This is a genomic window from Kocuria rhizophila, assembly GCF_003667225.1.
GTDB lineage: Bacteria > Actinomycetota > Actinomycetes > Actinomycetales > Micrococcaceae > Kocuria > Kocuria rhizophila.
Window position 1 is genome coordinate 1 of the sequence record NZ_RCOM01000026.1, and the last position, 13330, is coordinate 13330.

The following is a 13330-nucleotide window of genomic DNA, read 5'->3' on the forward strand; positions in this document are numbered from 1 at the left end:
GGGCGGGCACGAAGACGCCCGGCCGGATGGTTCCGACCGGGCGTCTTCTGGGGGAGTGGTGCTCGTGACGCGGTGCTCAGGCGCCGGGAACGTCCCGGGGGGTGAGGTACCGCTCGCCCTCCTCGGTGGTCCCGAGGTCGAAGTCGCGTTCCTGCTCCTGCACGCGCTCCTCCACGATGCGCGAGTGGCGCACCGGCTCGACCTCCGGGATGCTCTCGGGGGTCTCGTACTGGGCGGTGTCGTCCTGGGCGGAGTCATCGCGGGAGGCGCGCTCGGCGCGGGATCCGTGCTCGTCCGCACCGCGCCGCACCGCATCGGCACGGTCAGCCTCGCCCGAGGTGCGGCGATCGGTTCCGTGCCCGTCCGCTTCGACCTGCACGGCACCGTCGGCAACGCCGCCGCGCGGGCCCGCCACGTGCTCGGATGCCGTGCGGTCACCCGCGGCCTCCGGCCGCCCGTGGTCGTCACTGCGGCGGTCCTCGGTGAAGCGTTCGCGCGCCACACCACCGCCGGTGTCGAGCCGGTCCGCCGGGTTGTCGGAGACGTTGGGGTTGGCGTCACCGGGGCGCGGCTGGAACTTGCGGGTGCCCGCCAGTGCCTCGGAGTCCACCTCACGGTTGTGCTGGGCGTCCACGGTGCCCTCGTCCACCACGGGGAAACCGGTCTCGCGCAGGGCCTTGGGGGGCTTGCCGTCGTGCTCGTCCGTGGCGGTGCGGCCCTCCTGAGCGGTGCCGCGGGTCGCGGAGCCGGCCGGGGCGGCGTCGTCGTGCGCTGCTGCGCGGGTGTGGTGGCGGGTGCCCGGTTGTTCGGGGTCCCCGTCCGCCGAGCTCTCCTCGGGCTGGGTGTCGCGGCCCGCGCGGGAGTCGTCCTTGCCCTGCACGGTGGTGGGCTGGTCCGGGTCGTCAATCTGGCCGGCGGACGCGATGGGATCCGAGTTCTCGGGGTGCTGAGTCATGTCGAGCCTCCTGAAGTTGACGTGGCACAGGCCACGTGTGGTGTGCTCCATCTTGGCACTGCCCGGGGAATGTGTCAGTAGCCTGACGGCCAGTTCAGCTGGTGGGGGACGTCTCCACCGGGCGGTCCGTGTGGGAGTACTGGGACCAGCTGCCGGGGAACAGCCGTCCCGTGCCCAGGCCCGCGTGCTCGGCCACGAGCAGGTTGTGGCACGCCGTGATGCCGGAACCGCAGTAGGAGATCATCCGGGTGGCGTCCACGACCCCGGCGGCCTCGAACCGCGCTCGCAGCTCCTCGACCGGCTGCAGCGTCCTGTCCTCCTGCAGGTGCTCCCGGCACGGGACGTTCACGGCACCGGGGATGTGCCCCGAGCGGGGATCCACGGGGTCCGGGGCGTGCCCGGCGAAGCGGGTGCGGTCCCGGGCATCCACCACCACGGGACCGTGGGCGGCCTCGTCGATGGTGGCCAGCGCCCCGCGCGGCCACGGGACGGGCGTGAACTCGGCGGCGGGCAGCACGGCGCGGTGCCGCTCCCGCTCCTCGGCGGGGAAGGCGTCCAGGCCGCCGTCCAGCAGGGCGGCGCGGTGGCCCGTGGTGCGCAGCATCCACACGAGACGGGCGGCCATCACGCCACCGGCGTCGTCGTACGCCACCACCGTGGTGGAGTCCCCGATGCCCGCGCGGGACATGGCCGCGGCAAAGTGCTCGGGCGTGGGCAGCGGGTGCCGCCCGCCCTCCGGCTGACCGTGCTCCGCGAGGTCCGCGCCCACATCCACGAACACGGCGCCCGGCAGGTGCCCCTGCAGGTACTCGGCCTGCGCGTTGCGCCCGTCCAGGTACATCCGCGCGTCCGCGAGCACCACCTCGTCCCGGTGCTCGGCCAGCCACTGCGGGGTCACAAAGGGGTCCATGACCGCCTCCTCGTTCGACGACGTCGCGCTGCTCGCCTCCCAGCGTAGGGCGAGGGCTCGGCGGTGGGAATGACGCCGCCCGGCGGAGTTCTCCGACCGCCTGCGCCGCGCTGGTGGGTACGGTGGGGGGATGAACAGGACACTGATGACCGCCCGCCGCAAGGCCAACCGCTCCGCCGTGCTCTCCGGGCTGGCTCTGACCGGGATGGGCATGCTGCACCTGGTGAAGCCCGAGCCCTTCGATGCGCTGATCCCCGAGCAGCTGCCGGGCACCGCGCGGCAGTGGTCCATCGGATCGGGCTACGCGGAGCTGGCCACCGCGGCCCTGCTGCTCGTGCCGCGCACCCGCAGGATCGGCGGGGCGGTGTCCGCCGCGCTGTTCGTGGGCGTGTGGCCGGGGAACATGAAGATGGCGTGGGACTCCCGCCACGCGTCACCCACCCGGCAGGCCATTGCGTACGGGCGGCTGCCGCTGCAGATCCCGCTGATCGTCGGCGCGGTGAAGATCGCGCGCAACGCCTGAGCAGGACCTCCCCGACTACTGCTGGCCACGGTTGAGGCGCACGGCCCAGAACCCGGTGACGGCCAGGGCGGCGATCCCCACGAGGACCGCGAAGGGCACTATCGGTCCGCCCAGCACGAGGCCGAGAACCACCGAGAGCAGCACGGCGAGCCACGCGGCCGAGACGGCGAAGAGAGCGGTCCTGTTGCGGGTCATGCAGTCCTCGTTCCGATGACGACAGCGTCGGGTGCCCGACGCGTGGCGTACACGATAGCCGTAGAGGCATGAGAAACATGCCCACTACTATCAACTCCACACTGTTGCCTTCAGCCCACCATGGTCCCGTGACACCACATCACCGATGCAGGAGGATGCTTTGACCGTGTACAAAGACGATGACCTTCGTGAGCGGCGGGAATCCATGACGGACATTTTGGCGAGCTGGGACCTCGAAGGGGCGCTGCCCGATGCCGCGGCCATGGAGCTCGTCCGGGAATACGTGGCAGGGGTCTTCGGGCTGGACGAGCTGATCCAGAAGATGGCCGACCTTCCGCTGTACCCGGAGCGGGCGGCCTGATGGAAGGGGAGTTCGCCGATCCATACCTGTACCCCGGCACCAATGTCCTGAAGAACATCCCTGGTATCCGTGACCCGCAAGCCGCGTCCAGGTTCGAGCGCCGCGAGACGTTGGTACGCCGTCGTGAACTGGAACGCGATCCGGTGCAGGGAGCGTTCGACCTGACTCACCTGCGGAAGATCCACCGCAGGCTCTACCAGGACGTGTGGGAGTGGGCGGGGCACATCAGGACCGTTGCCCTGACGAAGGGGGCCTCCACATTCCTGCACCCCTCTCGGATCGAACTGGCCTTCAGGGGCATCCACGAAACCCTTCAAGAATCTGCGCTGCTCATGGATCCAGGTATCTCGGACGCGGACTTCGTCGAGCAGGCATCCACCCTGCTGGAACAGGTCAACTATGTGCACCCGTTCCGAGAGGGTAATGGCAGGACGCAACGTGCCTACCTGGACCAGATTGCGGCGCTGTCAGGTCGTACCTTGTCCTGGCGAAACATTGGGCGCATTGAGAACGAACGCGCCTCCATTCGTGCGTTCAACGAGGGAACAGGTGAGCCGTTCAAGCCCCTGATCGAAGAGATCTTGAAACCGCCTCTCGACGGGCTGTCCCTCTTGGACGAGGAGCTGTACCGGGCCAGTAACCCTGACGGCAACTGACCGTTCCACTCTTGCCATGAATTTCCCCTCACGCCCCTAAAGTGGCAGGTATGCGCATCGCCCTCGGACAGTTGCTCAGCACCTACGACCCTGCGGAAAACCTGCGGACCGTCGCGGATCTCGCGCGACGCGCGGGCGGGGACGGGGCAAACCTGCTCGTGCTCCCCGAAGCCACAATGTTCGCGTTCGGGCGCCGGCTCACGGACGTCGCTGAGCCGCTGGACGGGCCGTGGGCGAGCGCCGTCGCCGATCTTGCGCGCGAGCACGCGGTGGCGATCGTGGCGGGCATGTTCACCCCCGGAGACGGCGAGCGCGTGCGCAACACCACGCTGATCGCCCTGCCGGACGGCACCGTGCGCGGCTACGCCAAGATCCACCTCTTCGACGCGTTCGGCTTCCTGGAGTCCGACACCGTGGACCCCGGCGACGAGCCCGTCACCTTCCCCGTGGGGGACACCACCGTGGGGGTGGCCACGTGCTACGACATCCGCTTCCCGCGTCTGTTCACCCGGCTCGCGCACGACGGCGCCACGGTCACCGTGGTCGGCGCGTCCTGGGGTGACGGGCCGGGCAAGGTGGAGCAGTGGGAGCTGCTGGCGCGCGCCCGCGCGCTGGACACCACCTCCTGGGTGGTGGCCGTGGGGCAGGCGAACCCGCTCGCGGCGGGGGAAGAGAACCCGGAGAAGGCCCCGCGCGGCGTGGGGCACAGCCTCGTCGCCGCCCCGGACGGCACCGTGGTGGCATCTCTCGGGGAGGCCCCGGGCTACGCCGTGGTGGACCTGGACATGGACCTCGTGGAGCGCACCCGCAAGGCCATCCCGGTGCTGGCCAACGCGCGGGAGCTGTAGGGCGGGCGTCGGCTCCCGGCCGGCGCGGATGACTGCGGGTACTGGAACGGCGGCGTCGTCCGGGTCGGACCACGGCCCATGGGATTGCGTGAGCTGAGAGAGCTCATCTGGAAGGCGTTTGTCTCCGTCCACCTTCTGGCCGCCCGGCTATAGGCACCGGGTCTGGGACGGGCCTAGGATCAAGGGACTCGGCACGGGGTCAGACGGGCGGTCGGCGGGTCGAGGTGGTAACCGGTACCGGCCGTTGGTGAACGGAGTGTGCGGACCGTGGTTGCAGCATCAATCTTCATGTGGGCGGCAGTGGCCGCCGTGATCGTGCTCGTCCTCGCGCTGGTCGGCTTCGGCATCTGGGCCGTGGCACGACAGCGCCCCGCCGGAAAACCGGCTCCCGACCTTGCGGGCTCGCCAAGGCGCGAATAGCAGAACCCCTGTCGGGCCACGGCGGATCGCGCTCACGGCCGGGGACCTGTGCGCGGTGGGTGAACGGGCGCTGACACGCGCCGGAGGGCGTGCCTACAGTGGTTGCAGAACACGTCATCAGCCCACTGACGGGTGGGCGTGACCCGCAGTCTCGACCCCTCGGAGGTTCACCACCATGGTTGCCAGCATCCCGAACGACCGCCCGGTCCGCTTTGCGGTGGTGGGCGTCGGTCAGATCTCCCAGCAGGCCTTCATCCCCGGCCTGGACCGGATCGAGGACGCCGAGCTCGCCGCGCTGGTGACCTCCAGCGCCGAGAAGGCGGAGGAGTTGGGCCAGGAGTATGGCGTGGCCGTCTACTCCTACGAGGAGTACCCCGCCCTGCTGGAGTCCGGGGACGTGGACGCGGTGTACGTGGCCACTCCGGTGTTCCGGCACCGCGAGTTCGCGGAGCCCGCGCTGAAGGCCGGCATCCACGTGCTGCTCGAGAAGCCCATGGAGACGTCCGAGGAAGACTGCCAGGCCATCATCGACGCCGCGGAGCAGAGCGGCGCCACCCTCATGCTCGCCTACCGTTTGCACCAGGAGCCGGGCACCGTGGAGATGATCGAGAAGGTGCGTGACCAGAAGGTCATCGGCGATCCCCGCTACTTCACTGCGGCGTTCTCCCAGGACATCACCGAGGAGAACCACCGGGGGCACTCCGGGTACTGGGGCGGGCCCATCCCGGACCTGGGCACCTACCCGCAGAACATGGTGCGCAACCTCTTCCACGACGAGCCCGTGGAGGTTTACGCCAAGGGCGTGCGCACCCCGGGCCGTGAGTTCAATTTCGACGACACCGTGGCCGTCACCCTCACCTTCCCGGGGGACCGCCTCGCGCAGTTCACCATCTCCTACGCGTCCGAGTCCGTGGAGCGCTTCACGGTCTCCGGCACCGAGGGGGAGATCTCCGCGGAGCCGTGCTTCGGGTTCGGCCCGGACACCGGCATCGAGTACACCCTCACCAAGAACGGCTCCTCCGAGAGCTTCGCTCACGACCCCGTGGAGCAGTTCGGCGGGGAGACCCAGTACTTCGTGGACTGCCTGCGCCAGGGGGTGGCCCCCGAGCCCGACGGGGAGGAGGGCCTGCTGGATGTCCGCGTGAACGCGGCGATCCTGAAGTCCCTGGAGACGGGTGCTCCGGTGGCACTGGAGCCGCGGCGTCGTGAACGCGTCCTGGACTCCCGGCAGGTCTACCGGGTGACCCCGGCGGACGAGCCCGGCGACGACGACCTGGTGGACCAGGTGCCCCAGAACGGCTGAGCCCGCACCCCCTGCACCCTTGCCCCACGAGTGAACGGAAACGGCAGCGCCATGACCCACGAATACGTCCACGAGACCCGCCTGACCCAGCCGCGGGAGCGGGTGTTCGCGTGGCACGAGCGCCCCGGGGCCCTGCCCCGGCTGACCCCGCCGTTCGGCGGCGGCCCGGACCAGGTGCGCCAGGCGCCCTCGGACGGGATCGAACCCGGTTCCGAGGCCAAGCTGGGGGTCTCCGTGCCGGGCACGTTCGGCATGGTCCACCTGCCGTGGACCGCCCAGCACGGTGAGTGGGACCCGCCGCGCTACTTCACGGACCGGATGGCCAAGGGTCCGCTGGGGGAGTGGGAGCACCGGCACGTCTTCGAGGAGACGGAGGCCGGCGGCACGCTCATCCGGGACCGAGTCACGGTGCGGCCGCTGCCGCAGTGGGCGGGCAGGCTCAACGACGTGGGGGAGCGCGTGATGACCCCGCAGCTCAACCGGATCTTCGCCTACCGGGAGCGGCAGCTGAAGGCGGACCTCGCGTTCCACGACCAGCACGACGGGCCCCGGCTGACCATTGCGGTGGCCGGCTCGTCCGGGCTGGTGGGCACGCAGGTGTGCGCCCTGCTGGAGACCGGCGGGCCCACGGTGCTCCGCATGAAGCGAGGGGCGGACACCGGGGACGGCGTGATTGGCTGGGATCCGGACCAGGGCGTGCCGAACCCGCACGACCTCGAGGGCGTGGACGTGGTGGTCCACCTGGGCGGCGCGTCCATCGCCACGCGCTTCACGGACGAGAACAAGAAGAAGATCATGAACTCCCGCGTGGACAGCACCCGCCTGCTGGTCCGTGCGCTGGGCCAGGTTCCCGCGGAGAAGCGGCCCCGGGCGCTCGTGGTCTCCTCCGCCGTGGGCTACTACGGCACGGGCCGCGGGGACGAGGTCCTCACGGAGGACTCGCCCTCCGGGGACGGTTTCCTGGCCGAGGTGTGCCGCGAGTGGGAGCGCGCCGCCCACGGTGCCGCCGCGTACGGCATGCGGGTGGTCAACATCCGCACCGGTCTGGTGCTCTCGCCCACGGGCGGTCTGCTCAAGCCCCAGCTCCCGCTGTTGGAGGCGGGACTGTCCGGGCCGCTGGGTGGCGGGAAGCAGTGGCAGAGCTGGATCGGGCTGGACGACATGGCCGGGGCCGTGGCGCACCTGGCGCTCAGCGAGGACGCCGAGGGCCCGTTCAACGTGGCCGCGCCGCAGCCCGTGCGGCAGAAGCAGTTCGCGAAGACCGTGGCCGGGGTGCTGCACCGACCGGCCGTGGTGCCCACGCCCCTGGCCGGCCCCAAGGCCCTGCTGGGTACCCAGGCCACCGAGGAGCTCGTGGCGGCGAGCCAGCGCGTGGACGTGGCCAAGCTGCTGGCCAGCGGCTACCGGTTCCGCAACGTGGACCTGCGCAGCTGCGCCCAGCACATTCTCGGCCGCACGCGCTGACACGAACCGCGGGGGAGCCGTGGGGATTCGGTATCCTGGACTGGTGACATCTCAACACAACCGGCCCCCGGCGCACCTCGGTGCGCTCGTCGCGGCCGACGACAAGGAGTCGGACAGTCCGGCGCAGCTCCGCTGCTCCCCTGATTCCCGCTCGACCGCTTCCCCGTTCCCCCCGCGCGTGATCGCGCCGCGCCCCGAGGTGAGCTGGTGCTGACAGCCTGGCTCCTCCTGCTCGTCTTCCTGTTCCTGGTGCTGGCCAACGCCCTGTTCGTGGCCGTGGAGTTCGCGTTCCTCACCGTGGACCGTCAGGCGGTCCAGCGCGCCCACCAGTCCGGCGACAAGCTCGCCGGCACCATCGAGGAGAGTCTCAAGAAGACCTCCACCAACCTCTCCGGCGCCCAGCTGGGGATCACGGTCACGAGCCTCATGGCCGGCTTCCTCACCGGTCCCAGCCTGGGCACCCTCTTCGCGGAGGGCCTCGGCTGGACGGGGGTTCCCGACGCCGCCGCGGTGGGCATCGCGACCACGGCCGCCTTCATCGTGGCCACCTTCACGCAGATGGTCTTCAGCGAACTGGTCCCCAAGAACTGGGCCATCGCGGACCCCATGCGCGTCACGCGCGTGGTGGTGCTGCCCCAGAAGTTCTTCATGCTCGTGTTCGGGTGGCTCGTGACGGTGCTCAACAGCTCCGCGAACGCCGTGCTGCGCATGCTGGGCTTCACGCCCACCGAGGACGTGGCGAACGCCCGCACTGCGGAGGAACTGGCGTCCGTGGTGAGCCGCTCAGGGCGCGAGGGCACCCTGGACGCCGGCACCGCGGAGCTCGTGGCCCGCTCCATCGAGTTCGGTGACCGCACCGCCGCAGACGTCATGCGCCCCCGCCCCCGTGTCACGTTCCTGGACGCGGACGACACCGTGGAGCACATGCTGCTCACCGCGTCCGAGACCGGGCACTCCCGGTTCCCCATCACGGGTGAGTCCGTGGACGACATCGTGGGCGTGGTGCACTACACCCACGCCCTGGCGGTTCCCTTCGACGAGCGTGCCGTGGTGCGCGTGAGCGACGTGTGCGTGCCCGCGGACGTGGTCTCCGAGTCCATGACCCTGGACCCCCTGATGCGCCAGCTGCGAGGCAAGGGCCTGCAGCTGGCCGTGGTGGTGGACGAGTACGGCGGCACCGCCGGGATCGTCACCCTGGAGGACCTCATCGAGGAGATCGTGGGGGAGATCGACGACGAGCAGGACACCCGCGTGCAGCGCTTCCGCCGCACCCGCGACGGTGGCCTGGTGGTCTCCGGTCTGCTGCGCCCGGACGAGCTGGGCGACGTGCTGCGCGTGGACATGCCCGAGGGTGAGGAGTCCGACACCCTCGGCGGTCTCATGGCGGAGGAGCTGGACCGGCTGCCCGAGGTGGGGGACTCCCTCACCGTGGAGGCCGTGGACCACTACCACCGGGACGAGGACGACCTGCCGACCACCGCCGAGATCCGGCTCGAGGTCATGCGGATGGACCAGCACCGCGTGGACCGTCTGCTGGTGCACCGCGTGGGCGGAAACCCGGACGAGCGGGGCGGCTCGACGTCGTCGACCTCCTGGCAGCCCCCGGGGCGGCCCGATCCGCTGGGCGGGGAGAACCCCGAGCCGGAGACCGCCGAGCAGTTCCGCGCGTCCCGGGGCGACAGTCTGGGCGCCCCCGGGTTCCACCGTGACGAGGACGTGTCCGAGGAAGACCCCAGCGAGGAGAACCGATGACCACGAGCACCGCCATCATCGTGCTGGTCCTGCTGCTGGCCGGCAACGCGTTCTTCGTGGCGAGCGAGTTCGCCGTGGTCTCGGCCCGCCGGGACCAGCTGGAACCCCTCGCGGCGGAGGGCTCCAAGTCCGCCAAGTACGCCCTCAAGGGCATCGAGAACGTCTCCACGTCCCTCGCGGCCACCCAGCTGGGCATCACCGCGTGCTCGCTGCTGATCGGCGCCGCGGGTGAGCCCGCGATCGCGCACCTGATCGAGGTGCCCATGCACTGGCTGGGCGTCCCGGACGCGCTGCTGCACCCGATCGCCCTGGTGATCGCGCTGCTGATCGTCACGTTCCTGCACATGATCCTGGGCGAGATGGTGCCCAAGAACATCGCGATCGCCGTTCCCAGCCGCGCCGCCCAGGTGCTGGGCCCCGTGCTGCACGGGTTCGTGGTGGTGTTCCGCCCGTTCATCTGGATCATGAACGCCACGGCCAACCTCCTGGTGCGCTGGCTGTTCCGCGTGGAGCCCAAGGACGAGGTGGCCTCCGCGTTCACCTCGGACGATGTCCGCGGCTTCGTGGCGGAGTCCGGGCGGGAGGGTCTGCTGGACAACGACGAGATCCGGCTGCTCACCGGTGCCCTGAACTTCGAGAACAAGACCGCCGCGGACGTGGCCCTGCCGCTGACCGGCATGCGCACCGTGCCCTCGGACATCACGGTCTCCGGTGTTGAGCTGCTGTGCGCGGAGACCGGCTACTCCCGGTTCCCGGTGCGGGACAGGGACGAGCGGCTCATGGGCTACATCCACACCAAGGACGTGCTGGGCCTGCCCGAGACAGCCCGTGAGCGCCCCATCCCCCCGGCAATTGTGCGCCGTTTCGCGCGCGTGGCCCCGGGGGACAAGCTGCGCAAGGTCACCCGCACCATGCAGGCCAAGGGCGCGCACTTCGCGCTGCTCGGTGAGGTGGCCCGTGATTCCCGCACCTCGGACGAGTCCGTCTACATCGTCGCGCTCGAGGACGTCCTGGAGGAGCTCGTGGGCGAGGTCCGCGACGCCACCAGCAAACCCGATCAGGAGAACGCCGCATGAGCCCCCGGAAGCTGTACCGCACCGCCGCCACCGCCGAGGCCGTCACCTGGACGCTGCTGATCCTGGGCATGATCGCCAAGTACGTCTTCCACGCCGGGGACCTGCCGGTGCGCATCGGGGGCGGGATCCACGGGTTCGTGTTCCTGAGCTACTGCGTGGCCACCGTGGTGGTCTGGACGGACCGCCGCTGGCCCGCGTCCACCGGCGTGGTGGGGCTGCTGCTGTCGATCGTCCCGTTCGCCACGGTGCCCTTCGAGCGCCACGTGGAGCGCAGGGGCCTGCTCTCCGACTCCTGGCGCGTGGCACCCGCGGGCACGCTCCCGGCGGGCGACGACGCCGCACGGCCGGCTTCCTCCGCCACCTCCCCGCAGCGCGGGGCCGGGTCCGCGGGCACCACGGCCGCCGGGGCGTCCAATCGCACCCCGGCGGCGTCGGCGGAGGTGACTGGCCGCGAGCCCGCGCGCACCCCGGCCGAGAAGCTGCTCGCGGTGATCCTGCGGTGGCCGGTCCTCTCCGGACTGGCCCTGTTGGTGTTCGTGGTGCTGCTCTTCGCGGTGCTGCTCACGGCGGGCCCGCCCACCCAGTGGTTCTCCTGACCTCTCAGGACGCGCAGGACGCCCCGCGTTCCTCCCCGGCAGGGGCTGGAACCCGGGGCGTTCCTCGTCCCACGGGATGACGCGCCGGGCCGTGCGCGGCGGATAGGCTTCCCACGTCATGGCTGCACACATCAGACTCGCCCGCTGGGTGGAGGACCACCCCCACTGGAGCAACGCCGTGCTCGTGGTGCTGGGCGGGCTGGTCACGGCGTTCTTCTCCGCGTTCTCGCTGGGAGACACGCGGACGTGGTGGTGCACGCTCGCGTGCTGGATCCCACTGTTCTTCCGGCGGGTCAATCCCGTGGCCACGGCGTACTGCGTGGGCGCCCTGAGCCTGCTGAGCCTGCTGGTGCTCAACGTGGCCCCCATCGGAGTGTGCCTGTGGGCCGTGCCGTGCGTGGTCTACACCGCGGTGAAGCTCTCACCCACCCCCGCCGGGCGGCGCGTGTACGCGGCGGCGCTGCTGGGCAGTGTGGTCCTGGGGGTGCGCAGCAACCACTGGTTCCTGTTCATGTTCGACGGCTACACCACCCTGGAGTGGGGGCTCGCGGGCACCATGTTCACGGTGGTCACCGCGGCGATCGTCACGGTCGCGTTCCTCGCCGGGGATCTGGCGCGTGGGCGGCACCGTCGTCGGGAGCAGCTGGAGGACCGCGCGCGGCGCCTGGAGGTGGAGCGCGAGCAGGAGGTGCGCCTGGCAGCCCAGGACGAGAGGGCACGGATCGCGCGGGAGATGCACGACGTGGTGGCGCACTCGCTGTCCGTGGTGATCGCGCAGGCGGACGGGGCGCGCTACGCGGCGTCGTCGGCGCCCGAAGTGGCCGTGGAGACCCTGGGGACCATTGCGGAGACCGCGCGCGGCTCCCTCGCGGAGATGCGCAAGCTGCTGGGCGTGCTGCGCACCGAGGACGGGACCGGCACCGCGCCCGTGCCGCAGCTCGATCAGATCGAGCACCTCGTGGCCTCCGTCCGCGCGGCCGGTCTGCCCGTGGAGCACGTGGTGAGTGGTGAGGCGCACCTGTCCCAGGGCGCGCAGCTGACCCTGTACCGCGTGGTCCAGGAGGCACTCACCAACGCCCTCAAGCACGCCCCCGCGGCCACATCGGTGCGGATCGCGGTGGAGCACGGCCTCGGCGGTTCCACGGTGGAGATCAGCAACGACGGCGCCGGGGGCGACTCCCGGGCACCCGGCGGGGGATACGGGCTGCAGGGGCTGCGCGAACGCGTGGGGCTCTACGGAGGTTCCCTGAGCGCGGGCCCGCACCCCGATCGCACGGACGTGTTCGTGGTCCGCGCTACCCTGCCGGGGGAGGAGACATGATGGCAGAGACCCCGGGCGCCACGCCCATCCGCGTGCTCATCGTGGACGATCAGCCGCTCGTGCGGGGCGGCTTCCGCATGCTCGTGGACTCGCAGGCCGACCTCACCGTGGTGGGGGACGTGGGCGACGGCGCCGCGGCGGTCGAGGCCGTGCGTTCCGCTGCCGCGCAGACGGTCCCGGACGTGATCCTCATGGACGTGCGCATGCCCCGCATGGACGGCATCGCGGCGACCCGCGAGATCCTGCGGCTGCGGCCGCAGGTCAGGATCATCGTGCTCACCACGTTCGACCTGGACGAGTACGCCCTGGAGGGCATCCAGGCCGGCGCCAGCGGGTTCCTGCTCAAGGACGCCCGCCCCGAGGAGCTGCTGGACGCGATCCGCACCGTGGCCCGCGGGGACGCCGTGATCGCGCCGTCCACCACGCGGCGGCTGCTGTCCCACCTGGTCTCCGGGGGTTTCCCGCCCGACGATCGAGCGGCTCCGGGCGGGGTGGCTCAGGCCTCCCGCGCGGGGTCCGGGGGCACGACGCCGCCGGAGGAGCCCCGGTGGCGCGGCGCGGCTCCCGCACCGGGTGCCGACCCCGGCGTTCCCCTCGGTGGTGCTCCCCACGATGGTGCGCCCAGTACCCCGCAGTCTTGCGAGGGCGGCAGCCCCGGAGGTGCTTCGGCGCGGGACCCGTGGCAGGACCCCCGGCTCGGCACCCTCACGGCCCGTGAGCGCGAGGTCTTCGAGCTGATCGGTGAGGGGTGCTCCAACGGTGAGATCATGCAGCGGCTGTTTCTTTCCGAGCCCACGGTCAAGACGCACGTGTCCCACATCCTGGCGAAGCTCGGGGCGCGGGACCGGGTGCAGGCCGTGGTGATCGCGTACGAGACCGGCGTGGTGCTGCCCGGCTGAGCCCCGATCCACGGCCCGGTCTCATCCCCCGGTATGAGCGGGCGGTCCCGG

The 13330-nt window shown here is 71.0% G+C and carries 15 protein-coding genes; 12 read left to right on the forward strand and 3 right to left on the reverse strand.

Annotated features, from left to right (window positions below; genetic code table 11):
- Positions 1 to 76: 76 nt before the first annotated feature.
- Together D9R02_RS05435 and D9R02_RS05440 are read right to left on the reverse strand one after the other, a co-directional pair.
- A complete protein-coding gene (locus D9R02_RS05435; RefSeq protein WP_121566484.1) occupies positions 77 to 955 on the reverse strand; it encodes a hypothetical protein in 879 nt (292 codons plus the stop codon).
- Positions 956 to 1049: 94 nt separating this feature from the next.
- A complete protein-coding gene (locus D9R02_RS05440) occupies positions 1050 to 1865 on the reverse strand; it encodes a sulfurtransferase (RefSeq protein WP_121566485.1) in 816 nt (271 codons plus the stop codon).
- Positions 1866 to 1995: 130 nt separating this feature from the next.
- On the opposite strand from D9R02_RS05440, the gene D9R02_RS05445 reads away from it, so the two are divergent.
- Positions 1996 to 2388, forward strand: coding sequence for a DoxX family protein (locus D9R02_RS05445; protein ID WP_019310847.1), 393 nt, complete (start codon positions 1996 to 1998; stop codon positions 2386 to 2388).
- Positions 2389 to 2403: 15 nt separating this feature from the next.
- On the opposite strand, the gene D9R02_RS05450 is transcribed toward D9R02_RS05445, so the two are convergent.
- Entirely contained in the window at positions 2404 to 2583 is a 180-nt protein-coding gene (locus tag D9R02_RS05450) for a hypothetical protein (RefSeq protein ID WP_121566486.1), read from the reverse strand.
- A gap of 160 nt (positions 2584 to 2743) precedes the next feature.
- Between D9R02_RS05450 and D9R02_RS05455 the strand changes: the two genes are divergently transcribed.
- The 11 genes from D9R02_RS05455 to D9R02_RS05500 all read left to right on the forward strand — a co-directional run bounded on the left by D9R02_RS05455 (position 2744) and on the right by D9R02_RS05500 (position 13279).
- Positions 2744 to 2944 carry an antitoxin VbhA family protein gene (locus D9R02_RS05455; protein ID WP_059281515.1) on the forward strand — a complete coding sequence of 67 codons (201 nt, stop codon included), beginning with the start codon at positions 2744 to 2746 and terminating at the stop codon, positions 2942 to 2944.
- The gene (locus tag D9R02_RS05460; protein ID WP_121566487.1) at positions 2944 to 3600 is read left to right on the forward strand and encodes a Fic/DOC family protein; all 657 of its coding nucleotides are present in this window, start codon (positions 2944 to 2946) and stop codon (positions 3598 to 3600) included. Before D9R02_RS05455 ends, D9R02_RS05460 begins: the two co-directional genes overlap by 1 nt.
- Before the next feature lie 50 nt (positions 3601 to 3650).
- The gene (locus D9R02_RS05465) at positions 3651 to 4448 is read left to right on the forward strand and encodes a carbon-nitrogen hydrolase family protein (protein ID WP_121566488.1); all 798 of its coding nucleotides are present in this window, start codon (positions 3651 to 3653) and stop codon (positions 4446 to 4448) included.
- Between the two features lie 267 nt (positions 4449 to 4715).
- Positions 4716 to 4868: a hypothetical protein gene (locus D9R02_RS12075; protein ID WP_183085952.1), complete on the forward strand. Its 153-nt coding sequence runs from the start codon at positions 4716 to 4718 to the stop codon at positions 4866 to 4868.
- Positions 4869 to 5043: 175 nt separating this feature from the next.
- Positions 5044 to 6171: a Gfo/Idh/MocA family protein gene (locus tag D9R02_RS05470; protein WP_121566489.1), complete on the forward strand. Its 1128-nt coding sequence runs from the start codon at positions 5044 to 5046 to the stop codon at positions 6169 to 6171.
- A 51-nt stretch (positions 6172 to 6222) separates the two neighbouring features.
- Positions 6223 to 7635 (forward strand): TIGR01777 family oxidoreductase, encoded by a 1413-nt coding sequence (locus tag D9R02_RS05475; RefSeq protein WP_121566490.1) that lies wholly within the window; start codon positions 6223 to 6225, stop codon positions 7633 to 7635.
- Positions 7636 to 7842: 207 nt separating this feature from the next.
- Complete coding sequence (locus D9R02_RS05480; protein ID WP_121566491.1) at positions 7843 to 9387, forward strand: hemolysin family protein; 1545 nt, start codon at positions 7843 to 7845, stop codon at positions 9385 to 9387.
- Positions 9384 to 10463 carry a hemolysin family protein gene (locus tag D9R02_RS05485; protein WP_121566492.1) on the forward strand — a complete coding sequence of 360 codons (1080 nt, stop codon included), beginning with the start codon at positions 9384 to 9386 and terminating at the stop codon, positions 10461 to 10463. Before D9R02_RS05480 ends, D9R02_RS05485 begins: the two co-directional genes overlap by 4 nt.
- Positions 10460 to 11059: a DUF3817 domain-containing protein gene (locus D9R02_RS05490; protein WP_121566493.1), complete on the forward strand. Its 600-nt coding sequence runs from the start codon at positions 10460 to 10462 to the stop codon at positions 11057 to 11059. The genes D9R02_RS05485 and D9R02_RS05490 overlap by 4 nt, the downstream gene beginning before the upstream one ends.
- A gap of 118 nt (positions 11060 to 11177) precedes the next feature.
- Positions 11178 to 12380, forward strand: coding sequence for a sensor histidine kinase (locus tag D9R02_RS12330; RefSeq protein WP_121566494.1), 1203 nt, complete (start codon positions 11178 to 11180; stop codon positions 12378 to 12380).
- On the forward strand, positions 12380 to 13279 hold the full coding sequence (locus tag D9R02_RS05500; protein WP_121566495.1) for a response regulator transcription factor: 900 nt from the start codon (positions 12380 to 12382) through the stop codon (positions 13277 to 13279). Before D9R02_RS12330 ends, D9R02_RS05500 begins: the two co-directional genes overlap by 1 nt.
- Positions 13280 to 13330 lie beyond the last annotated feature (51 nt).

Bases quoted from the DNA above. Each gene is read 5' to 3' on its own strand.
- D9R02_RS05470 (WP_121566489.1), top strand. From the start codon at position 5,044: ATGGTTGCCAGCATCCCGAACGACCGCCCGGTCCGCTTTGCGGTGGTG.
- D9R02_RS05435 (WP_121566484.1), bottom strand. From the start codon at position 955: ATGACTCAGCACCCCGAGAACTCGGATCCCATCGCGTCCGCCGGCCAG.
- D9R02_RS05490 (WP_121566493.1), top strand. From the start codon at position 10,460: ATGAGCCCCCGGAAGCTGTACCGCACCGCCGCCACCGCCGAGGCCGTC.
- D9R02_RS05485 (WP_121566492.1), top strand. From the start codon at position 9,384: ATGACCACGAGCACCGCCATCATCGTGCTGGTCCTGCTGCTGGCCGGC.
- D9R02_RS05475 (WP_121566490.1), top strand. From the start codon at position 6,223: ATGACCCACGAATACGTCCACGAGACCCGCCTGACCCAGCCGCGGGAG.
- D9R02_RS05440 (WP_121566485.1), bottom strand. From the start codon at position 1,865: ATGGACCCCTTTGTGACCCCGCAGTGGCTGGCCGAGCACCGGGACGAG.
- D9R02_RS12330 (WP_121566494.1), top strand. From the start codon at position 11,178: ATGGCTGCACACATCAGACTCGCCCGCTGGGTGGAGGACCACCCCCAC.
- D9R02_RS05465 (WP_121566488.1), top strand. From the start codon at position 3,651: ATGCGCATCGCCCTCGGACAGTTGCTCAGCACCTACGACCCTGCGGAA.
- D9R02_RS05500 (WP_121566495.1), top strand. From the start codon at position 12,380: ATGGCAGAGACCCCGGGCGCCACGCCCATCCGCGTGCTCATCGTGGAC.
- D9R02_RS05460 (WP_121566487.1), top strand. From the start codon at position 2,944: ATGGAAGGGGAGTTCGCCGATCCATACCTGTACCCCGGCACCAATGTC.
- D9R02_RS05445 (WP_019310847.1), top strand. From the start codon at position 1,996: ATGAACAGGACACTGATGACCGCCCGCCGCAAGGCCAACCGCTCCGCC.
- D9R02_RS05450 (WP_121566486.1), bottom strand. From the start codon at position 2,583: ATGACCCGCAACAGGACCGCTCTCTTCGCCGTCTCGGCCGCGTGGCTC.